Source organism: uncultured Paraglaciecola sp., assembly GCF_913058035.1.
In the GTDB taxonomy this organism is placed as follows: domain Bacteria; phylum Pseudomonadota; class Gammaproteobacteria; order Enterobacterales; family Alteromonadaceae; genus Paraglaciecola.
In genome coordinates this window covers 26,051-49,915 of record NZ_CAJXPA010000006.1, presented here as the reverse complement: position 1 = coordinate 49,915, position 23,865 = coordinate 26,051, and the positions used below count along the sequence as shown (strand labels likewise).

16 protein-coding genes and 1 pseudogene are annotated in these 23,865 nt (G+C 39.6%); 7 read left to right on the top strand and 10 right to left on the bottom strand.

The window, feature by feature from the left end; translation table 11 throughout:
• Positions 1-97: 97 nt before the first annotated feature.
• The 6 genes from QZ562_RS01825 to QZ562_RS01800 form a co-directional block, all read right to left on the bottom strand.
• Positions 98-361, bottom strand: a complete 264-nt coding sequence (locus QZ562_RS01825; RefSeq protein WP_293756158.1) for a hypothetical protein — start codon at positions 359-361, stop codon at positions 98-100.
• A gap of 225 nt (positions 362-586) precedes the next feature.
• On the bottom strand, positions 587-1,285 hold the full coding sequence (locus QZ562_RS01820; RefSeq protein ID WP_293756156.1) for a cupin domain-containing protein: 699 nt from the start codon (positions 1,283-1,285) through the stop codon (positions 587-589).
• A gap of 36 nt (positions 1,286-1,321) precedes the next feature.
• Positions 1,322-2,128, bottom strand: a complete 807-nt coding sequence (locus QZ562_RS01815; RefSeq protein WP_293756154.1) for a DUF4824 family protein — start codon at positions 2,126-2,128, stop codon at positions 1,322-1,324.
• Complete coding sequence (locus QZ562_RS01810) at positions 2,125-3,204, bottom strand: DUF2157 domain-containing protein (protein ID WP_293756152.1); 1,080 nt, start codon at positions 3,202-3,204, stop codon at positions 2,125-2,127. The genes QZ562_RS01815 and QZ562_RS01810 overlap by 4 nt, the downstream gene beginning before the upstream one ends.
• A 79-nt stretch (positions 3,205-3,283) precedes the next feature.
• Positions 3,284-6,478, bottom strand: coding sequence for an efflux RND transporter permease subunit (locus QZ562_RS01805; RefSeq protein WP_293756150.1), 3,195 nt, complete (start codon positions 6,476-6,478; stop codon positions 3,284-3,286).
• 10 nt (positions 6,479-6,488) lie between these two features.
• Positions 6,489-7,637: an efflux RND transporter periplasmic adaptor subunit gene (locus QZ562_RS01800; RefSeq protein ID WP_293756148.1), complete on the bottom strand. Its 1,149-nt coding sequence runs from the start codon at positions 7,635-7,637 to the stop codon at positions 6,489-6,491.
• A 200-nt stretch (positions 7,638-7,837) separates the two neighbouring features.
• Between QZ562_RS01800 and QZ562_RS01795 the strand changes: the two genes are divergently transcribed.
• The 3 genes from QZ562_RS01795 (at position 7,838) to QZ562_RS21205 (ending at position 11,821) form a co-directional block, all read left to right on the top strand.
• A complete protein-coding gene (locus tag QZ562_RS01795; protein ID WP_293756146.1) occupies positions 7,838-8,698 on the top strand; it encodes a hypothetical protein in 861 nt (286 codons plus the stop codon).
• 669 nt (positions 8,699-9,367) lie between these two features.
• On the top strand, positions 9,368-11,194 hold the full coding sequence (locus QZ562_RS01790) for a M2 family metallopeptidase (protein WP_293756144.1): 1,827 nt from the start codon (positions 9,368-9,370) through the stop codon (positions 11,192-11,194).
• 408 nt (positions 11,195-11,602) lie between these two features.
• Positions 11,603-11,821, top strand: coding sequence for a prepilin-type N-terminal cleavage/methylation domain-containing protein (locus QZ562_RS21205; protein WP_363315311.1), 219 nt, complete (start codon positions 11,603-11,605; stop codon positions 11,819-11,821).
• Between the two features lie 383 nt (positions 11,822-12,204).
• On the opposite strand, the gene msrB is transcribed toward QZ562_RS21205, so the two are convergent.
• Positions 12,205-12,777 (bottom strand): peptide-methionine (R)-S-oxide reductase MsrB, encoded by a 573-nt coding sequence (gene msrB, locus QZ562_RS01785; RefSeq protein WP_293756142.1) that lies wholly within the window; start codon positions 12,775-12,777, stop codon positions 12,205-12,207.
• Positions 12,778-13,266: 489 nt separating this feature from the next.
• Here msrB and QZ562_RS01780 point away from each other — a divergent pair.
• A pseudogene (locus QZ562_RS01780) lies at positions 13,267-14,153 on the top strand (transposase).
• Between the two features lie 546 nt (positions 14,154-14,699).
• Here the strand turns inward: QZ562_RS01780 and QZ562_RS01775 are convergent.
• Together QZ562_RS01775 and QZ562_RS01770 are read right to left on the bottom strand one after the other, a co-directional pair.
• Positions 14,700-15,917 carry an Nramp family divalent metal transporter gene (locus QZ562_RS01775; protein ID WP_293756140.1) on the bottom strand — a complete coding sequence of 406 codons (1,218 nt, stop codon included), beginning with the start codon at positions 15,915-15,917 and terminating at the stop codon, positions 14,700-14,702.
• A 44-nt stretch (positions 15,918-15,961) separates the two neighbouring features.
• Positions 15,962-19,657: a hydantoinase B/oxoprolinase family protein gene (locus QZ562_RS01770; RefSeq protein WP_293756138.1), complete on the bottom strand. Its 3,696-nt coding sequence runs from the start codon at positions 19,655-19,657 to the stop codon at positions 15,962-15,964.
• A 589-nt stretch (positions 19,658-20,246) separates the two neighbouring features.
• On the opposite strand from QZ562_RS01770, the gene QZ562_RS01765 reads away from it, so the two are divergent.
• Positions 20,247-20,633: a hypothetical protein gene (locus QZ562_RS01765; RefSeq protein ID WP_293756136.1), complete on the top strand. Its 387-nt coding sequence runs from the start codon at positions 20,247-20,249 to the stop codon at positions 20,631-20,633.
• A gap of 112 nt (positions 20,634-20,745) precedes the next feature.
• Here the strand turns inward: QZ562_RS01765 and QZ562_RS01760 are convergent, their stop codons facing one another.
• Positions 20,746-21,933 (bottom strand): diguanylate cyclase, encoded by a 1,188-nt coding sequence (locus QZ562_RS01760; RefSeq protein WP_293756134.1) that lies wholly within the window; start codon positions 21,931-21,933, stop codon positions 20,746-20,748.
• A gap of 104 nt (positions 21,934-22,037) precedes the next feature.
• On the opposite strand from QZ562_RS01760, the gene QZ562_RS01755 reads away from it, so the two are divergent.
• Entirely contained in the window at positions 22,038-22,784 is a 747-nt protein-coding gene (locus QZ562_RS01755; RefSeq protein WP_293756132.1) for a ferredoxin--NADP reductase, read from the top strand.
• 412 nt (positions 22,785-23,196) lie between these two features.
• On the top strand, positions 23,197-23,817 hold the full coding sequence (locus tag QZ562_RS01750; RefSeq protein WP_293756130.1) for an OB-fold-containig protein: 621 nt from the start codon (positions 23,197-23,199) through the stop codon (positions 23,815-23,817).
• Positions 23,818-23,865 lie beyond the last annotated feature (48 nt).

The following is a 23,865-nucleotide window of genomic DNA, read 5'->3' as shown; positions in this document are numbered from 1 at the left end:
GCGGCAACAGCCTGTATTCGGTTTATCCAGCTATATTGAGTGAGGTGCACTTGTCTAGAAATGTTGGTCGTCACGGCTATGATACATGAGACTATATTCATTTGGCCGCAGTATTTGACATAGATAGTGCACTGACATCTGTTTTCAACGTCAGTCGAATGTGAAGTGCGCCTAGAGTTAAGTTATCGCTGTCGGTAAGCCAGTCTGCCCCGTCGTTTCTTGTCAACTCTGGATTGATTTTATCACCCGTCAGCTTGACCGATAACACGTCGATGACCACACGATGCACTTTTAGCCAGCTCCGACGTTCGCTCAGTTGAACATCCATCTCGCCAAGTGGTTTTAGTTCGATTTTTGGCATAGGTCACTTCTTAGTTTTGATTTGGCCGCTAATTTCAGCTTCGGTTCTAGACTTAACACTTTACATTTAGAAAGCAGGTGCATCGAGTACATTTATGTTGCCCGATATTTTATTAGTAAAAAGAATAAGCCACCTGCCATACCTATTCGACAGGTGACATTGTGCAGAGATTTTGAGATCGCTCAAGCGATCATCTTGACTGTAATCTTCCAACCTACTAAATTATTACTTAATAGCTTGCATTACCCTTTGTACTTGAGGATCCACATCTATTAAGTGGCCTGTTTTGAACCAAATTTGTGCACCCATTTGAGTTGTTTTTAGAGACAACAAACAACCGATAGGAGCGCGCAACCAACTATGTTGTAACAGTGTATCTTGTTGTTCTGTTACGCTGCCTTGTAAAATAAATAATTCTGCTCCGCCCTCGGGTGTAAATTCTAGATGTGTATTTGGCTGGATATTAATAATAGACACTTGTTCGTGTTTATCTGTATACAACGAGACGGCAGATACACCTTTCACACTTGAGTGTGGTACAGGCGTTAACTCATTTATATTTAACCGCACCAGTGTTCTATCTTCAGGTTGGAATTGCCATAATTTAACAAAGATTACACAGCCCTCTTCTGAGCTTGGAGTATGGCTAGACTGGGGTGGATTGCGAATATATGAGCCTGCTGGATAGTCACCGTATTCGTCTTGAAACACACCTTCAAGCACTACAAACTCTTCTCCACCTGCATGTATGTGGGGCGAAAAATGGCTACCAGATGCATAACGTACTACTGAAGTAGCTCGTGCAACTTCATTTCCCACTCGGTCTAATGGTTTTCTTGTGACGCCTGTCATAGGAGAGTTTATCCACTGCATATTGGCACTGTGTACTATTTCTCGTTGACTAAAATCAGCTGCAATTTTCATATATTCTCTCGAAAAAAATAGATTAGCTCAGGTGTGTTAGTCAGCTAAGTTTTTTAAGCTGGTCACCCAAGGTTCAAATCGACTTCCCCATTTTACATCGACTGTATAACGAGGTTTGTTAACAACGTTAGTGTCCACTGGTTTCAGCTCTTTAAGCAGCAACATTTGCTCCCGCGTAAGCATTATGTCTGGGTTCGACAAAGTATGTAGATGTAATCTAAAAGCATTGGTTTTTTGGTCATAAGTAGGTCTTGCTTGGCCTTTTACAATCAAAATATTTTTTTGATTAATATATTTTTCTATCAATTCTTCTGAATTTTGTGCTGTTTCTAAGAGAAATAAACGGCTGGATTGTATCTTTTCTTCATCAAGTCTTTCTTCTAGCCGTATTTTTAGGCGATGTTGTTCTTTATCTGAATCTTTAGTAAAAGTTGCTAAAAAAATCTGATAATGATCTTCAATAATACTCAATTGTTTTTGATATAACTCGCCATCAAACTCTAGTGCCCAATACAATTCTTTCTTTAATACATTCGATCTTTGAATTGATCGTTTAGGCTCAAAACCAAGGGATACCAGCTCAGTCTCAGTAATATCAATATAACGTTGATAATTATAGCGATGGCTTGGATCAGTTCCTTGGATTGGGATTCGCCATTTTATCTGCAATGCTAATCCTGAGTCTTCTTGCTGAGAAACATTCAGGTAAGGAAGACTGAGCTCTCGTTCCGTTAAGACCAATTCAGATGTTGCTAGACCTGTGCGGTTAATCCAAACGCCTACAAATAACATGATGTTAGTTAAAATGAGGATCAATAAACCTAGTGTGAGATAGCGTTTCATATATGTGTCTCCACAGATAAATAGATGTTGCGAATACGTTTAAACACCAAAAGTGCGAGTAAAGCAGATAATCCTACTAAAAAGAAAAATACATATTTGGGCACCAAATCCCACCACCAATCAAAGAATTTAGTGTAGATGAACAATAATAAAAAAACGTTAGCAGTATTGGTTACGTCACTCTTTTGTTGTTTAATTCCCAACCAGATAAGTGCTGCAGACAGAGTAAAGCCTAGTGTTTGATATGCCCCTTCAATTATCTCATTTGGAAATGTGAGGTAACTGATTTGAGCCCAGTTCGCGAGTACTAATATGGGTGAAAATATAATCATTAGTGCCGTTATTCTGTATGTGCTGCTAAAGTCGTTAAATTGTTTATGCCTACCAAAGTACCCAATAACAAACAGTAAAATACCGGGTATAAAAAAGTTTTCTGGCCTCTCACCAAAGTTTAGCCAGTATATGCCACTCCAAGTTCCTAGTCGCATAGCTATAAAACTGCATGCGCAGCCTATGGCGAATATCAACATTAATCTTGTATTACAGGTATAAGCCAGAAGAAATGCAAAAGCAGAAAATGTGACAAAGGCATTGGGAGAAGGTGTGATATTAAAAATTTGCCCGAGCATAGAAATATTAAGCACAAAACTAGCGAAACATACTAGTGCGGACATTTTTGAAAAGTATGCATGTTTTTCTTTATCTGCCAGCGTTAAGGTCAGAATAAAAAGTAAGAGTGGCGAAATCACTAAAACACTGGCTTGAGTGATAGTTGTTAGATGTCCCCAAAATTGATAAAAAAGAAAGAATAAACTACTCGCCATTGCCAAGGCACCAGCCAGTGAGGCAATTTTCATACCTAACGATAACTGTTGGGATTGCACATTGGTATCAATATCAAAAGTATTGGATAAGTCTGATGTGAGCTGCAAATGATAAGTAGCGATCTTGGCTGATTGTTGAGGGGTTAATGAGACAACATCTTGTTGTTTTAGTTGCGCTAGTTCGCGTGTAAATGCGTGAATTTGTTCAACGCGTTTTTGCGCTTCGCTTTGTGATATTACAGTTATATCCATATACTCTTTAATCTCGCTTGAATAGTCAGGATTTAAGACAAAAAACATCTATATGATGTTTTTTGTCTTATGTGAGCAACTAAACCTCTGATGGTGTGGCGTTTTCCTTAGAGCTTTTTATACGATTAACTAGACGCGATGCCATGCGGAATAACCATATAAACCCTGCTTTAAGATCTTCTAAGATCATATATAAACAAGGTACCAATATTAAGGTTACTAGTGTGGCGTAGAGCACTGCAAAGCCAAGTCCTACCGCCATAGGTATAACAATTTTTGCCTGAGTACTGGTTTCAAACATGATAGGCAAAACACCCACAAAGGTAGTAATTGAAGTCAAAGTGATCGCTCTAAAACGAGCACAACCAGCTTCTGTTACCGCAGTTAATAAAGCATATCCCTGTTTTCGTCTTTGATTAACAAAATCCGTCATTACCAAGCTATCGTTAATCACTACTCCTGCCGCTGCAATTAATCCAAATACTGACAACATGCTTAGGTCTAGGCCAAAGATAAAATGTCCCCATATTGCACCGGTCAAGCTGAATGGTATAACTGACATAATAATCAATGGTTGACCGTAACTTTTTAACGGTATGGCCAGTAATATAAATATCATTAACATGCCTATAATAAAGAATGTGTACTGTTCGCTTTCTTGAGCCTGCTGCTCTTCAATGGAACCACCCAACTCAGACTTTACCCCAGGGAAGTTAGATTTTAGTTGTGGCAACAACTTTTCTTCAACTTGTTCAATTACAGTATTTGGCTCTACGACTTCTTCGTCAATGGACCCATATACATAGACACTTCTATAACCCTGTTCTCGGCGTATAAAGTTAATTCCGGGTGTTTCTGTGAGAGTGACTACATCACCTAACATCACTTTTTGCCCCGATGGGGTGGTAATCATCGCATATTTAAGTTCAGAAAAGCGTTCACGAGTGAGTTTAGGATAACGCACCATAACTCGAACTTCTTCTCCGTCACGAATCACTCTTTGTGCTTCACCACCAAAAAAGCTGGCACCCACTTGGTTGGCGATATTAGCTAAGTCTAAACCCAAATCGTAAGCAACAGGTAATAAATCAATTTGGATCTCTTTACTGGCTGGATCTATACTTGAGCTGATGTCAAATAATCCCTCTTGTTGTTGCAACATGGAGATGAATTCACGACCTGCGGCATTCAGTAAATCAATATCTGCACCAAACAACATAAAGCCAAATTCACCATCACTGCTAGGGCCACCAACAAGATTATCTTGAATAGTAATAGACTTCATACCCGGGATGATTGGCATCGCATCACGCCATCTTCTGGTTAATTCAAAAGCGTCAAAATGACGTTCATCTTCATCCACTAAAGGTACTAAAATCCTGCCAGCTGTCCGACCTTGATTAAACACCATGATATCTTTCATCATTGTGCTGCCGTATTCTTCCACAATTTTCTTATCTACCTCAAAGACCATCGATTCTATTGTTTTGAGCGTATCAATTGTTGTTTGGTCTGAAACATTTTCATTCATTTGAATATTAATGCCCGGAAAATCATGGGCGACTTTGGGCGACATAACCGTTCTAACGTAATCACCTTGTATCAGGCCCCAACTCATCACCAAAATGGCGATGAAGGTTGCAAATACGAACCAGCGCCATTCAATGCAACGTGTGATAAAGTTTTTGTACGGACCGTTTACAAAATTAAAGAATCGTTTGTTAAATCGTGCTCGCCAACTATCTGGTTTGATTGGCGTAAATTTCATATTGGCCAAATGTGCTGGTAGGATCAATTTAGACTCAATTAAACTAAATACTAAACATAAAATCACCACCATTGAAATGTTTGTGAAAAACGCAGCCTCTGGGCCACTTGAAAACAATGAGGGTGCAAATACAGCTATGGTAGTTAACACCCCAAAGGTAGCAGGTTTGGCGACTTTTTTTGCGCCTCGAACAACACTTTCTACACCGCCTCCCTTTTCTTCAATCTCAGTGTATGCGGCTTCACCTATCACAATCGCGTCGTCCACCACTATTCCCAACACCATAATAAAGGCGAACAAAGATAGAACATTAATAGTCACACCAAAAACTGGCATCATCATTATGGCACCCAAGAAACAAACAGGTAGGCCTAACATTACCCAAAATGCTAATCTAAAACGCAAAAATATTGTCAACATTAAGGCCACTAAAAGCGCGCCTTGAAATAAATTTTTGAGCATCATGTCAAGACGTGCATTCAAATAAAAGGTCATGTCCACTAAGATTTTTAGTTCTAATCCTTGAGGTAATGTTTTGTTGCGCGCTTCTACGTAGGCTTGTACTGATTCAGCTATAGGCACAGAGCTCTGGTCCTTAGTGGCCTTAACATTGAAAGACATCGCATTTACGCCAGAGTATTTGAAATATCGTTCACCTTCAATGAACCCATCTTTAATTTGTGCTACATCTTCAAGTAATACTTTGGCACCGTTGTCGCCAATTTTGACTGGTATTTTTCTGAATTCATCACCCGTGTAAAGTTGATTCTCTACTCTTATTGCTACCACACCTGAATCAGTGCGCAACTGTCCGGCGGATATATCGGTAGAAAAGCGTCTAATTGCTTGGGTAACATCAGCAATAGACAAATTATATTTACGTAATGTTTCTGGTTTAATTTCTATGGCTATTTCATCTTCGGGAGCCTCTAATTGAACCAATGATACGTTTTGTAATGCCATCAGCTCATCTTCGACTTGTTTGGCAATGGGTTTTAAATCACGTATGGGCAGATCACCCACAAGTGCCATTTCGATTACGTCTTGGCGGAATTCAATTTGGGATATGTTGGGCGGCTCCATTTCAGCAGGAAAAGTAGCAATACTATCTATCCTAGCTTTCACCTTATCTAACACTTCAGACAACTCTTCGTCTGCATCTATTTCCAAAGAAATTGAGCCACTACCGCGACGAGCACGAGATGTGCTTTGTTTTATTTCAGTAATATCTTTGAGCACTTCTTCCATTTTAATTAAAATGCTTTGTTCAATCTCTTGAGGTGAAGCACCCCGATAGACGGCGCTAATATTGATATAATTAATTTCAAAATTAGGGAACATTTGCCGCTGAATAGTGAAATAACTAAAAATTCCCATAATAATAATGAACATCATCATTAAGTTGGCGGCAACAGAGTTATTCGCAAAAAATGCAATCAGGCCTGTTTGTTTTGGTTCAGGAGTGTGTGGTTCGGTAGGTAAATTGCCTGTATTTTCAGTAGACATGGTGTTGCCCTTATAATAATTTCTGAACGACTAAGTCTTCTTTTGGCTCGGCAATTTTGACTTTCATACCTTTCTGAGGGTATTCAGGTAAGGTGGTAACTAGTATGTCTTGGTCTTGCAGACCCTCACTAATCAGAAAATAGGTACCTTCTTCACGCAAAACTTCAACCCGTTGAGGCTGCATTTGTTGTTCTTCGTCTAACAACCATATAATACGGTTAGTCACCAATTCTTGAGGTAAACGATAAACTTGATTTAGCGTTTTTCCAGCAAAACTAACCTCTACATAATGTCCAAATTTTAATGGTGGTACAGACGATTTTAAGCCGTAAGGATCTTCGATTCTCACTACCAGCTGACTCATGCGTGTGCTTTGATCGATAATACCTAAATCACGTGCAACTTTTCCTTCACGAGTAATAGCATTGTAACCCTTAGTACTAATAGTCGCTTTGTGTTGAGTAATGTCACTGGGTAAAAACTCTTTATCAAAACCTGCAATAGGAATCGATACTTCTGCAGATTCGATATTATAAAGCTCCCCTACTTGAGAACCTTGATTAACGTATTGCCCAACCCCAAGATCACGGCTAACGACTAAGGCATCATAAGGAGCTTTAATGGCACAATTATCTAAGTCCCGTTGAGCTATTTTAAATCTTGCTTGTGCTGATTTTATAGACGCTTGAGCACTAAGCATTTGCGGCTTACGTAAATACAGGTCAGATACTTTGCTGCCTTTTGCTTCTCGTTCAGCTACTTCAGCTTTGGCTTGTTCTTCAATTAAGTTTGCTCTGGCTAAGCTAAGGTCAGCCTCGGCTTGTAACAATGCCGCCTCATACGTGTCCAACTCGATAGTAAATAGGGTATCACCACGAAAAACTAAACCACCAGGCACAAAATTAGGGTGCCAAGTAAGCACCTCGCCTGATACTTGTGCCGACACCATTGTACTTTCTAATGGGCGCACTTCTCCGTAGCTGGTTATTCTAACTTGATAATCTTCAGCTATAGCGGTTTCTATTTTTACCGTGGGGCGAATATCTACTGGCTCATTATCTTCATCTTTTTCGCCAGAGGCCTCTATAGTCGCCATTGCGGCAAAACCAATCACCAGTATTACTAAGGGTAATATTCCTTTAAGCCACTTATTTTTCATACTGCTTTTCTCTATTACCAAATCTGATAGGCTCATACTAACTTACACGAAGCAAGATACATAAGCTCATTTGTAAAAATATATGATCTCTGAATAGTTATTGTTAGCTTATTGTTATATAAAATTTACGATCTATAGTGAAAAAAACGGTTGGGTTTATTATGATAACGTCCATCAAAAATATAATGGGGAAGACACTTATGAAACATTGTGCATTTTTATCTATGGACAGTCTCGAAGATTTCTTTCATCACGACCAAATGTTATATGAACCATTAAAAGTGGCTGGTTGGTTAGTTGAGGAGGTATCTTGGCGAAAAACTGATGTTGATTGGAATGTTTATGATGTAGTGGTAATCCGTACGGCCTGGGATTATCAGGATGATGTTGAAGATTTTATGGCGTGTTTGCAACGTATTGAGGCCTCATCCGCTAAATTACAAAACAGCTTAAAAATTGTTGAGTGGAACATCAGTAAAAGCTACTTAAAAGATTTACAAAATCAAGGTATTAATATTGTACCTACACTCTGGTTCGACTCTTTTTCATTAGCTGAATTGCAACTTGGTTTTAGTCATTTTAATACATCAGAAATAGTCTTAAAACCTTTAGTTAGTGCTAACGCAGATCATACATACAGGATGACAGCAGAAGTTCTTGAAGAACAATCAGACCTATTGAAAACTGTTTTTTCTGAACGTGAGTTTATGTTGCAGCCTTTTTTAAATGGTATAATTGAAGAAGGTGAATACTCACTTTTTTATTTTGCTGGGCAATATAGTCATAGTATTTTAAAACAGCCTGGACTAGGTGACTTCAGAGTACAAGAAGAGCATGGAGGACAACTCAAATCAATTCAACCATGCGAAGAGATGTTGACTACTGCAAGACACTGTTTAGCAGCTTTACCCGCAGATGTATTGTACGCACGCATAGATTTAGTACGACATAAAAGTGAGTTTGCGGTCATAGAAATTGAGCTAATCGAGCCATCGCTATATTTCAATATGGACGCTGAGTCTCCGCAACGTTTTGTCGATGCATTTATAGAAATGTGTTGAGGTTTATGAATACATATCAATATAAAGCAACTTGCTACAATATTGATTCTGTTATGTTTTTGTTTACTAAATAAAAGTGGCGCAGTGTCAGTTGGTGCTAGAATTAAAAGATGTTAGCTTGATGGTGGAAGAGCACAGTTATCTGTAAGACATTACACTCAGGTTTAACGCTGGCCCGTTCAATATGAAGTTAGGCCGGACGTAAGCTGGAAAGACATCATTGTTAAGAGCGCTGAGTTAAGAGCGCTGATCGGTTTAGATAAACCAAGTCATGGGCAAGTGTTTTATAACGAGCTCAATGCACCCGGCGTTTCCGTTAACCCGTCAGATGCCTGGTTAACGTTGTGTACTGCTTAATATCTGATTTGAGCAATATCAATTTTCAACCTCTCTTAACACCCCACAAGTTGGCGAGAAAACTGTTATTTAAATTGACAACGATCCCTTTAATGCCATTCTTTTAAATTCAAAACACATCAAGATCTTTAACATTTTTTGAATAGTTTTAATGATCAAATGACTTGACCCATTTGCAGTCTTTGTTCAACAATGACTGTAATTTACTAGTAACAGAAATCATCAGTGCGACGCTTACCAAGTCAGGTTTCATTGATTGTCCTTTCTGCTTTTTTTAATGTCTAATTACTATAAAAAACGACAGGGAAAATAATGCGAATAATACAACAAACCCTAATATCAGTCGCCGTTTTGGCTGCTTGCGTTGCTTGCGCTCCCACAAGCAAGCCTGAAACAGTTATCAGCGCTGTGACCTTAACGGCTGCAGACGCAAATGAATTTTTAGGACAATATGCCAGTGAAATGGAAAAGATAGAAACGCCTGCAGCCCACGCTTCATGGGCTTATGCAACCCATATCAATTTCGATACTGGCAAAGTCAACGCATATTTTAAAGAGCAAACATCGGTATTGAGCGCTCAGTATGCCGTTGCAGCAGCCAAATTTAACGATGTAGAAGTTGACGCGGATACTAGACGCCAATTAGAACTCCTAAAAGCTGCACTTGAAATAGCACCACCTGCAGACCCTGTAAAGGCTGAACGACTTGCAGCAATTGGTTCTGAAATGACCAGCATTTATGGGGCTGGTGAGTACTGTAGAGATGATGGTATTTGTTTGTCTTTAGTGCAAATGAGCGCTGAAATGGCCACAAGCCGTGATCCTGAATTACTTCAAGAATATTGGCAAGGTTGGCGCGAAATTTCAAAACCCATGAAAGGTATTTATGCGGAGCAAGTGGTGATTGCTAATGAAGGTGCTAAAGAGCTAGGTTTTGCAAATACTTCTGAATTATGGCGTGCTAAATATGACATGCCAGCCGCTGAATTCCCAAAAGAATTAGACCGACTTTGGGGCCAAGTAAAGCCTTTTTATGAAGCCTTGCAATGCCATGTACGAGCCGAGTTATCTGAGCATTATGGTGAAGAGACTGTGCCGCTAGACCAGCCTATTCCGGCACATCTTTTAGGAAATATGTGGGCGCAAAGCTGGGGTAACATTTACGACATTGTGAAACCAGAACAAGAAATGAACGTCCCTGATGTCACAAAAGCAATGGCTGACCAAGGCTACGATGAAATTAGAATGGTCAAAGAAGCGGAAGCGTTTTTCTCATCCTTGGGTTTTGCACAATTGCCCGAAACGTTCTGGGAACGTTCAATGTTTCAAAAGCCACCTGGACGTGATGTGCAATGTCATGCATCTGCTTGGAACATAGACAGTAAAGAAGATCTGCGTATTAAGATGTGTATTCAAATAACCGGTGAAGAATTTAACGTTATTCACCACGAGTTAGGTCACAATTATTATCAACGTGCATATAAAGACCTTCCCATTCTTTATCGTGGTTCTGCTAATAGCGGTTTCCACGAAGCAATTGGTGACACTATTGCTTTGTCGATTACTCCCAAGTATTTAAAAGGCCTCGGATTAATCGATGACATTCCTGACACTTCAAACGACATAGGTATGTTATTAAAAGTAGCGCTTGATAAAATCGCGTTTATTCCTTTTGGCTTAATGGTTGATCAATGGCGCTGGCAGGTCTTAGCAGGGGACATCACGCCAGATAAATACAACGAGTTGTGGTGGGAACTGCGTGAAAAATACCAAGGCGTATCTGCTCCTGTAAGCAGAGATGCTGATGCTTTTGACCCAGGTGCTAAATATCATGTGCCTGCCAACGTGTCTTACACACGCTATTTCTTAGCACATATTTTACAATTCCAATTTCATAAAGCATTGTGCGATATTGCTGGCAGTGAAGAGCCATTGCATCGCTGTTCAATTGTTGGCAGTAAAGATGCTGGAACAGCTTTAAATGACATGCTTGAAATGGGTAAGAGTCAGCCTTGGCAAGAGGCTTTGCAAACAATGACGGGTGGCCGAGATATGGATGCATCCACTATTGAGGCGTATTTTGCACCTCTGAAAGTTTGGTTAGATGAGCAAAATGCTGACCGTCAGTGTGGGTGGTAAATTGTTAATAACCAAATACTAAAATTAAGTAGCTGATTATTTGTAACTAACAATACTTATTAATGCCATCCTATTGATATGGGATGGCATTAACTTCACATCGAGGAAAGAAACAGATTTCAGCAGCTCTGTTTTACCCTCCTCATAATATTTCTAAAAAAATATGAAAATAAAACACTTCTCTTAAATAATATTCAATTAAATCGTGGCTTCATGATGATTGATAGTTCGGACAAAAATTTATACGGTTATCAAAATGGACGTCATGTTGATGAACGCTGTCAACGTAGATTTTTTGAAAAGAACAGGGCGCTATTTTACTATTTTTAGACTCTTTATTTATTTCTATTATCATTAATATGAGGTAGTTATGTGTTTTCTTGCTAAAGTGCTTTGGAGGGTTGAGGGTTGAGGTTGGAGTTTTGGGTCACTATAAGATTTTCGGAAATAATAAGAAGGGGGTTTACTCCAATTGAACTTATTATTGTGATTGTTGTTTTAAGTATCTTGTCGGTTACCGTTGCCCTGCGTTTTATTGATATTAGTGCTGATGCGCGAACGGCTATTCTAACATTAACTAAAGCACAGTTAGGGAACACTCTCAGATTAGCGCATGCTAATTTTTGATATCAGATTATGGTGACTCAAATATAGGTCTCCCCATCAGTGTGGTAGGGCAAGACGTTATTTTGGTATGTTCGACTCTGACAGCCACCTTCGAGCAAAAGAGACGGCATTACTGTTACGAAGTGTGTCTTGTTGATTTATGATGTTTAACTATTCCGTTTAACTATTCCGTTTAACGATGACCAGTCAGTATCGTTTGATTAATCGAATGACTGGTTTTTATGTCGGTAAAATGTCAATGAACCCGACATCAATTTTGTCATGTTTGAAGTGTTCATTTACCGACTACATTTATTTTAGTAACGTTCTGGTAGGGTTTGCAAGGTCAGCATTTTCCATGGTGTTAGCTGGTTAAAACCTACTTTTTGGTCAATCAATTATACTTAGCTGGGGTTCATCGCTATAAACTTCAGTGCCACACCGTTATTGCACCAGCGTTGACCAGTGGGTTTAGGGCCATCATCGAACACATGGCCCTGATGTCCACCACAGCGTATACAATGATATTCGGTTCGTGGCCAAATCATTTTATAATCCCTTTTAGTCGCCAAATGCCCAGGTATATGTGTGATAAAACTAGGCCACCCTGTACCACTTTCAAACTTCATTGCTGACGTAAATAACGGCAAATCACACCCTTCACAGGCATACACGCCCTCACTATGCTGTTCATTTAAGGCAGAGGAACCAGGCCGCTCTGTTTGCTCATCTCGCAGCACTTTAAAGGCAGCTGAACTAAGACGCTGTTGCCATTCTTGCTCACTCAATTCAATAGGCGTTAACACTAAGCTGTCGTTGTAACCTTTAGGAAGCAACTCGCGCCATTCCTGCTGTACTGCGAGCGCAGTTTTGGTTTTTTTGAACGCGGGCTCAGCAAAAGCCGAAAACATGGTGCTACCTAATCCTAGGCTTGCGGTCACTGCAATAGTTGACGTGATAAATTTTCTTCGGTTCATAAGGCGCCTCTTTTTGTAACTTATAAGTAACTAGACCGTAAATGGTAGTATTTATTTCTAAATAAAAATAAAAATAAAAATAAAAATAAAAATAAAAATAAAAATAAAAATAAAAATAGAAATAAAAGGTCTGAGCCAATTAAAGGTTCAGAGTCAATTTGACTAAGTTGCGTTCTAGTTGAGATTGTAACTAACAAAAATCAATACGAAACGACTGAAAAACATGTTCAAAATTTATTGTCGCTTATGACTTGTGCGATAAATGCCGCCATTCTGTTGTCGGACTAAAATGACAACATAGTAGCGAACTCTCCAATATTTTTAAGTGCAAACGAGCGAATTGTTTCACGGCCTGTCCACTGAACATAATTACCAAGCCACCCATAACAGTCTGTCTATTTATCAAGATAAGCTAGGCTAGGCTTTGATGAGGAAACAAATCAAAGGATTGACGTTGTGCCCCAACCTCGTAGTTGTCAAATTAGTTGATTGGATCTTCCTAATTATCTCGCGTTTCCCGTTGCGTAAGGCGCTTTTTTTGTGGGGTGTAGATAATTATTCTGGATATAGCTATTAACACCGCTGCGGCCTGGTTAAAAATGATTGTTATTTTTATCTTCCGTGTTCGCCATAGATTAGGGTGCCTATGCGGTGATGGTTAATCACGTACATGTTGTGTTGCATGAGGATGTGAAGTAAACCCAAGAGTGGTCAGACTATGACGTTGTTTAGCGTTGGCATCGCCTACACAAAGGCACATAACTCAACCAAATGTTTGCCAGATGAGTTCCCATAAGCCAAGGCCAGCAGCTCACCTTAGATGACACCATTACCGAATATCGCAGACGTTTCATGACATTAGCTGGCTGATGCGAAATCTAAATGAGTACATTGCCCGGCAAGCCAACAAAGAGGATGAATGTAGGGCAGGTTCTGGGAAGGAAGGTTTAAATCTCAAGCGTTGTTAGATGAAGCTGCATTACTGTCCTGTATGGCTTATGTTGACCTTAATCCTATTCGAACCAAAATGGCGAGGACCCTAGAAACTTCAAATCACACCGGCATTAAAAAGCGATTAAAGTCGATAAAACAAAATATGCCTAAAAGTATCATATTTCCCCTCAAAGATTACTCTGAGATAGTCGACATACTGGCAAGATAATCAGAAATGACAAAGCAGAACATATCGATCAACAACAACCCATTCTGAAAAATTTAGGCGAATCAGACGAACAGGGCTCACCCTCACTACCGAGTTTGAAAAACCATTTTGTTATGCCGAAAGAACAAAGCAATCGATGAACCATTTTAAAGAACACACAGGTCATCAGCATATTCAAGTTATGGTAGCTAAAACGTTGTTACGCTTTGTTTGAATTCAACGGACAAGTCAATTTATAGTTAATATCCATTGACTCATACAAATGAATAAAAACTTTCGACCTGCTTCATAAAGCCACTTATGAACTAAAAATCAACTTAGTATTTTAAGATTTTTATTTAAGTTTATAAGATGAGGTGTTTGATAAATTTCGTACGACGTGTGCTCATCCATATTGCCTGCATTTTGCAGCTGGACGACCCATTTAATTCAAATCATTTTGTCAAATTCTAAACAATCTCAAACTCCTCACTTTAAAACGTTAAATGAAAAGCTACCCACTACTTTGTGATTGTTGATCATGCTGTGATTGGGTAACGTATTATTTTGGGTGTCTTTGTAAAGATCGATTTTGAGTGTTATGTAAGTTAAGTAATTATCACCTTAAGGCCATAGTCTCATTCCCATTCCCATTCTCATTCCCATTCCCACTTCCACTCCCAATCCCACTCCCACTCCCATTAAGGCAGTTCAACATTGCTTTTGACTCAGATTAGTTTTCGATTAATTCTGCTCTTTCAAGCAATATTGACGTTACAGGTCAAAGCACCCCAGTAGCGCTCATTATCAACCGGATACCTAACCCTGCAGTCACTATCACGACTATTGCACCCAACGTATTGCCTAACCATTTATTCACGTATTGCCCTAACTGTTTTTTCTGGTTCATCACAACCAGCAAAAACATGGCAATAATAGGCAATAATAATCCGTTAGCAAATTGTGCGGTCAGTATAATACTTATGGGTTTGATGCCGGTTAACGCAAAGGATGCACCACTAAAAATTACACTTAGGGCAATTAGTTTGAAGACTCGCGACGAAGTGCCGCCTTTGATCCCTAATATTTCTGTCACTGCATAGGCGGTAGCTAAAGGGGCAGTGATTGAACTGCTTAAACCCGCTGCAAAAAAGCCCATGCCTAACATGGTTTTTGAAAGTGAACCGAATAGTGGCTCCAATTGTGTCGCCATATCGCCGGCCCCTGATATGTTCAAACCGCTGCCAAAGATGCTGGCTGCGGCGGTGGAAGCTATCAATATTGTAATCAAACCACCTAGTCCAATGGCGGTAGCAGTATCTGCACGAGCATGTTTTAAATCGTTAATCGATGACCACTTAGCTTTTACCGCAGAGGCATGTAAAAACAAGTTGTAGGGCACGACTGTTGTACCAATAAGAGCGATAACGGTTAATAGGCTACCGTCTGGAATGTTGGGTGTGGTAAGTCCTTTAAAAAGCGCCGTTAAGTCTGGTCCTACTGAGATAAAAGTGGCAATAAATGCTAGTGCCATAATCGCCACTAACACAAGTAACATACGTTCAATCTGTTTATATGAACCGCGCCACAATAAAATACCCGCTAACAGCGAAATTACGATAACAGAAATGCGGTAAAGCGACCGTCTTTCATCTGTTAGTGCTTGAATGCCTAATGCTGCGCCTGATAAATTGCCGGCTTCGTAAGCTGCGTTACCCAGATACAAAGCCACCATAATCAAACTAAATAGTGGCCATTTCCAGACAGACTGATTCAGCATAATTCGCAGTGTTTCGCCTAAACCTTGTTGGGTGACTAACCCCAATCGAGCAGACATTTCTTGCAAAATAATGGTGGCGACAGTAGCAAACAGTAGAGCCCACAGCAGGGTGTAGCCGTAATTTGCTCCTGCCAATGTGCAAGCAGTAACGGTTCCTGGGCCAATAAACGCAGCCGCAATTAAGGCACCTGGGCCGATGTTTTTAATACGTTTTAACATAGGTTTTAACTTACTTGTTTCTTATTATGAGATAGGCGGGTACATCACCCATCGGCTTTTCCAAACCCTCCACCAGTGGGTGATTGAATAGATATACTGTCCCCAGCGTTAACCGTAGTATGCTCACATCCTGCTAAATATTGATGCTCGCCGTTGGGTTTTGTTAACCAGTTGCGTCCAATCCGTCCCGCTTCACCGCCGTTAAGACCGAAGGGTGGGGTTATTCGGTGTCCTGATAAAATCGAGCACTGCATATCTTCTAAAAAGGTAATGGTGCGAGTAATACCGTCTCCTGCATTGTATTTACCTTTGCCACCTGAATTGCGGTCAATTCTGAATTCTTTGAGGATCACCGGGTAACGTTGCTCTAGTATTTCGGGGTCGGTCATACGGGTATTTGTCATATGGGTATGCACTGCGGCTACACCATTAAAACCTTCCCCTGAAGGCATAACTCCCGCAGGACTGCCGGAACAAATTGTTTCGTAATACTGATAACGTTCATTTCCAAAGGTGAGGTTATTCATAGTGCCTTGGCTTGAACCTAATACACCTAAGGCAGCAAATAGCGCATTGGTCACCGCTTGGCTAGTTTCAACATTACCTGCTACTACCGCCGCCGGGAAATATGGATTAAGTAACGAGCCTTCAGGCACAATAATATCTAGCGCTTGCATGCAGCCTGCGTTAAGCGGGATATCATCGTTAACCAAACATCTAAATACATACATCACAGCAGCTTGAGTTATGGCTTTTGGGGCATTCAAATTATTGTTTTGTTGCTCACTTGTGCCTGTAAAATCAATACATGCCTTTAATTTGGTTTTATCAATAATGATTTTAACAACAATGGTGGCACCCGATTCTAACGGGTAACTAAACTCACCATCTTGTAATCTAGCCAGCACTTTTTGTACTGAGGTTTTGGCGCTGTCTTGGATATGTTGCATATAAGCATAAACGGTTTTAAGACTATGCTGCTCGACCAGCTTCAGTAATTCATTTACACCTGTTTTATTAGCAGCGGTTTGCGCCATTAAATCAGCCATATTTTGGGCAATATTTCTAGCTGGATAATCACCTGAAGAAAAAAGCTTTTCAATACGCTCAGTTTGAAAATGCCCTTGTTCAATTAGTTTTACGCCGTCTAGTAATATGCCTTCTTGGTGGATATCTGTGGCCAGCGAAGACATGGAACCCGGTGCAATACCTCCTACGTCTTCATGGTGGGCACGGCTGGCGACATAAAATAAAATATTAGCGTTAGCCGAGTCAAATACTGGGGTAATAACTGTAATGTCGGGTAGGTGAGAGCCACCGTTGTAGGGGTTATTTTGTACAAATACGTCGCCTGCATTGATGGATTGAGTACCATTAATAATCACTTTGACACTGGCATCCATTGAGCCTAAATGCACCGGCACATGCGGTGCGTTGGCAATCAAGTTCCCAGTGGCATCAAAAATGGCACAGGAAAAGTCTAAACGTTCTTTAACATTAACTGACTGTGACGTATTACGCAGCACTATGCCCATTTGCTGCGCTATGCTCATAAAAGCACTGTTAAATAGCTCTAGTGTGACTGGGTCTGCCTTACCTAGCGTGTTTTGTTGTAAGGATAAAGATAAAGATGAGACTGAGTCTAATGTCGTTTTTACTTTCTCAAAGTGAAGCACCAAATGGCCATTAACATTGACTTTCACTCGCCAGTTTTTTTCAACAATAATGGTGCCTGTAGACTCAACAATAATAGCTGGGCCAGTTACTTCATGACCAAATTTAAGTGAGGATAGCTTTATGACAGGGGTCTCTAACCATTCACCCTGGCTATAAATTTGCCTAACGTTTTGTATTTTTATGGGCACGTCGCTGGTTATCGTTTGTTTGGCTTCTGAAATTTTTTCGGCGCCACCAAAAGATTCAACAATCAAAGTATCAATCACTATGGCTTTACTAGGCGCACTGCCGGCAGATCCACTGAGAGCGGTCCCACTAAAGCCAAACTGTTGTTCATGCTGTTCTTTAAAGTTTTGTTGCATGGCTGCAAAAGTATCTATGGGGATGTTAAGGCTGGTGTCGGTATTGAGGTATTTGAGTAAAGCAGTACAGTGATGAGTGATGTGGTTATTGTTTAAGCCTTGTCTGTTTAAGTCTTGCATATTAGCTAGTTTAAGTTGCTCAACAGCCATATCAATGGCCTGCATGTCACCACTTTGAATCAGTGGGCTTGCTACCTTCTGGCGCTCTACTTGTATATCGGCTAATCCCATACCGTAAGCTGATAATATGCCAGAATAACTATGTAAAAATATAGTTTTAATGCCTAACTTTTCAGCCACCAAACAAGCATGTTGTCCACCTGCACCACCAAAACAGTTCAGCACATAATTGGACACGTCATAACCACGGGCAATGGATATTTTTTTGATGGCTTGCGCCATGTGTTGAATAGCAATCGCTAGAAAACCTTCCGCTACGTCTTCAGCGCAACGTCCATCGTCAATGATTTTCGCGATGTCTGCAAAAGCTTGTACTGAACTTGTCTTATCTAAAGGCTGGTTTTGTTCTGGGCCAAAAATATTAGGGAAAAAATCAGCCTGAATTTTTCCTAAACACAGGTTAATGTCGGTCACTGCAAGTTTGCCATTACGTCGATAACATACTGGTCCTGGAACGGCGCCTGCAGACTCAGGGCCGACCCGAAAACGTCCATCCTCGTAACGTAAGACTGAACCACCACCGGCAGCTACAGTATGGATGTGTAACATAGGTACACGCATACTCACACCCGCGACTTGTGTTTCGTAGGCTTTCTCAAACTCGCCAGCATAGTGAGATACATCGGTAGAGGTACCACCCATATCAAATCCAATGATTTTATCAAACCCTGCTAGTTTAGCGGTGTGCACTGCACCCACTATGCCGCCTGCAGGGCCAGATAAAATCGCATCTCGCCCGCGGAACGTGTCTGCGCTAGTAAGGCCGCCAGATGACTGCATAAATAACAATTGTGCTGGCGTTTTTTGATTTAGCCCTTTACTAATATTTTGTATGTATCTTAATAGTATAGGGGTGAGATAAGCATCCACTAAAGTGGTTTCACCTCTGGAAATTAGCTTTTGTAGAGGACTGACTTCATGGCTGGCTGAAATTTGTTTATAGCCAATCTCTTTGGCCAACTGCATCAGCTGTTTTTCATGCTGGCTGTATTGGTAACCATGCATTAGGACTATTGCTATGCTCGTTAGACCTTGGTTAAAAGCACTTTCCAACGCTTTTTTAGTTAATTCAATATCCAGTGCTTGTAAGACTTCACCCTTAGCAGTGACTCTTTCATTTATTTCCACGACCTGAGTGTACAGAATATCTGGTTTTTCAATCCTTAAGGCAAAGGTATCAGGGCGTGCTTGATACCCAATTTCAAGTGCATCTTTAAAACCTTTTGTGATCGCTAGTAGCACACTGTCACCTTTACGTTCTAGTAAAGCGTTAGTCGCAACTGTAGTACCCATTTTGATTTTGTCGATTAGTCCATCAGGCACGGGATCAGATTGGTGGATATCCAGAATTGATTTAATACCAAATACAGCCGCATCATCATAGGCTTCTGGATTTTCAGACAGGTATTTTTTGCATAGCAGTGTGCCATCTGGATGTCGTGCAACAATATCTGTGAAAGTGCCACCGCGATCAATCCAAAATTGCCAATTTTTATAATTTGTGCAGAAGTCTTTAGTCATTAGATATGCAGTTGGGTACCTTAATTACGATTATGCCAGACCTTATTATTTAATCTATTAACTTAGATAGAAGACTATAAAGTCAGCTGTAAATGTCATTATTACAGGGAATTTGTGAAACAAGGATGTCAGCATGCATCAAGCTATGCAGATCTGTCAAAAACATGTTGCTCACTTGTTCAAGGAAACAGGTTGTATAAGCCATGCTGTGTATCAAGATCCTGAAAATATTTTATGCATATTTTTATGAATAATGGGAAAATCAATCAAGCACTGATGCTAATTTTGTTTTCCCTAGTTCCAAAGATTTTGCTGAAAAATTGAGAATGACAATTACTGTACTAACTAATTTATATATCTTTATGCTGAAAAACTTAAACAAATAGTTATTTAAACCCTTTTGACATTTTTGGCGAGATAAAAAATAGCCCCCCCCTTAAATAAAAGTAGAAATGTTCTCATTATAAAAAAGATCAACGATTGTTTATTTAGTATTGTTAGTAAGACTTTTCAGCCAAGGGATTGCTTTGGCGTTTGGTGAAAAATTGAATGATGATTATGTTCTTAGCCTTCAAAAAGAAGCTGAAAAGTGCGACTTATTGCTCAATTTAATGACAACAAATACAACAATGCAGTAATTAACCTGTGGATCCGCATGCCATCTACTTTGGCCCTGTTAATAGATGATAGGTGTGGTGGTATCTTAATTGAAGCCATTAGTAATGGACTTACCTTAAATGACCGCTCGGGTGATATCGATTTGAGTCACATTGAAGGTCGTGTGAAAATTGAAGATCTTTCTGGCGATGTTGTGGTCGAAGATTTACGTGGTGACGTTTGCATTGATGATCGCTGTGGTGGGATCAATCTAAAAGGTCTAGTGGGTGGCTTAAATATTGATAATTATTCAGGCGATATATACGCAAAAAACATGTCTGCTAATATCAGTCTTAACGATGCCACTGATTTTAAATGAAAATATGACGGCTCTGGTAATGTAAGTTTACGGAATATGAAAAGGAACTTGAAATTGTTATAGCTTTTTTGGTACTCGGCACATCTTATGATCGGCTAACTGAGAAGCCAGGTTAGCCTGCTACGACTCGATCGCGGCCCTGTTTCTTTGCTTGGTATAAAGCATCATCTGCCCGCTTCAGGGCACTTTCTATATTTTTTTCTTCACTGTCCCATTGTGATACCCCTGCACTAGCAGTAACTTCAATAATCAATTTATCCGCTAAAGTGGGTGAGTTGGTAATAGTGCTACGAATTTTTTCGGCCAGTTTGATTGCTTCTGACATTGATGTCTTAGGTAACAATATCAAAAATTCTTCACCGCCAAAACGAAACACGGAGTCAGAGTCTCGGCAGTTTTCTTGGATAGTGCCGGCAACATTTTGAATAACTTTATCGCCCAGATCGTGACCATATTTATCGTTAATGGATTTAAATAGGTCTATATCAAAACTTATGACAGACAAGTCAGAGTGATAACGTTTGCTAATAGCAACGAACTGCTTGGCTAAAACTGCAAAAGAGCGGCGATTAAGTAAATTCGTTAAATAATCGTGGTTGGCTTCCTCATATAAACTTTTAGAATATCGATTAGATTTAATAGATAGTGGGGTAATAAAAAATAAACATTCAATAAGAATGGTCAGTATGATGATAATTAGTAACAGTTGCTGGGTAGTGCGCAATTCATGAATTTGCTGGTTACTCTCTACTTCATATAGTTTCACCGTAATGTTGAAACTATTTAGTATTTGCTCCTTGGCCATGAATAAAAAGATTGAACCTTCAAGATTGCTTTGAGTATCTATAGAGCTTCTTGGGCGATCTAGTATTTGATTGATTAATGATGAAAATTCAGTCATTTTTCGAGCAATATTATGAGGTTCAGAAAAATATAGTGCAGACATAGGTTCTGAAAGCGGAGATACCTGATTTTGTTTCAATTTTTCAAAATGTTCTTTGAGCAGATAATGATAGTTTTTGTTCATTTTGTTGAGGGCAAATAGTGCTTTTTTTTTGTCGGTAACAACACCTCTTGCGATATATTCATTTGTATACAAAACGGTGCGTTGTGACAACATCCGTTGTTGCCCACTTACATTAATAAGTTTACCAGATACAATTTGCTCAATAATTATTTTATCCAATGTAAAATGCACAAAGATAGACAAAGCGGCAATAATTGTTAGTGAAATCACATAAGTTAATGTCATTCTGTGAGCAGGATTTAACATCCAATTAATAAAGAGTTGTTTTTCCATCTTGGAATTCGGCTACAAGCATATCCTTAATTGGAGGGAATAATAGCCAATTTTGTTAAGATTCGCTTATGATATTTTAGATAATTTACAAATTGGAGAGTCACATGGCACAGTGGTTAGATACAACAGTGGTGAATAGAACCGATTGGAATGACCATTTATTTAGTTTACGGTTCTCTTGCACTGAGTTTCCTCAGTTTAAGGCCGGACAATTTACCAAGATAGGCATTGAACACGATGGTAAAATAATATCTCGCCCTTATTCACTTGTCAGCGGACCTGACGAAAATGGGTTAGAGATTATTGCTGTACCTGTTGAAGATGGTTCTTTATCTCCTAAGTTACACAAGCTACAAATCGGTGAGCCTTTAAAAATCATGTCACCAGCAACAGGATTTCTTATCCTTGACGAAGTGCCGAAGAGTCGTGATTTATGGTTAATGGCAACAGGTACCGGAGTGGGACCTTTTTTGTCTATTTTAGCCACAGAACAAGTTTGGCATAATTATGAAAATATAGTTTTGGTCTACGGCGCTCGTTATGAAGATGATCTAGCTTATAAAGAGTTGATTGCCACTTGGTCTAAACAATACCCAGATAAGTTCCACTTTGTGCCAATCGTAAGCCGTGAAAGTATGGCTGATAGATTACACGGGCGTATCCCGTTATTACTTAAAACATCACTTATTCAACAACAAGTAGGTCTGGATATTCATGCAGACCATAGCCAAGTAATGTTGTGTGGTAATCCAGCTATGATTGAAGAGGCGACTCAAACCCTAATTGAGTTGGGTTTATCTAAACATCTTAGACGTTCACCTGGGCAAATATCTTTGGAACGGTATTGGTAGATTAAAAGTAGTTGCGAGTGTTAGTTGCGAGTGTTACTTGCGACCAAAGCATGGTTGTTTTAAATTTAATGTTACACCCATGAGCTTGGCCTTCAGAAAAGCTAAGTTTTTTGCAGATGAAAAATTAAAAATATTTGCGGAAAATATCCTAATGTCGTGAGTGATTAAAGTGCTGAGCAATTGCTAATTATACAGGCTATGTTGTTTTTACATTCTCGAATGGAGGTTTGTATTAAAACTATTTTTTAAGGGGGATTTTGTTAATTTACTTAATGTAACTTGCGCGTAATGTTACTCCCTAATTCTGTTCTATATGACATAAACATCAACTTACATAACCTAAGACTGAGTAAGTTGAATAGAAAATCTGCATCGTTTATGATAATTAAATCAAAGCTTGTAAGGACACAGTATGGTATTCGAATTTTTGACTCACGAAGCTAATGCTCCATATTTTTTTGCACTTTCTTTTTTGGTAATACTTTTTGTCTTTGAAGTGTTGGGATTGCTAATAGGTATGAGTCTAAGTCATTCCTTCGACAGCTTAATTGATTTTGATGTAGATACCGATGTCGGTGGTCACCTTAGCCTTTTAGGTTTGGGTAAAGTGCCGTTGATTATCTGGTTAACATTCTTTTTTGGCTTGTTCTCAACACTCGGATACGCCGCCAACGCAATATCTAATTCTATAACAGGGTTAATACCAATTTGGTTAAGCATCGCACCTGTGGCTATTGTGTCTTTTATAATAAATGGGGCGCTGTGCAAAGCGTTTGCCAAAGCCTTTCCTCGATTCGAAACAACAGCTGTTAGTACTGACACTTTTTCAGGAAGGGTTGCCAAGATAACAATTGGTAATGCAACGTTCACAAAATTTGCCATGGGTGTGGTACTTGATGAGTATCACACCTCTCACAATGTTCGAGTACAAGCGATGGACGATGGTGTTGTCCTCAATCAGAGCGACCAAGTTATTTTGGTTGAACAAATAAAAGGTAGCGCAATTTGGCTCGCTATCCCATATGAAAACTAGGCCGTATTTTGCATAATTTTATTGTAAACGTTCAAAACTTTACACATT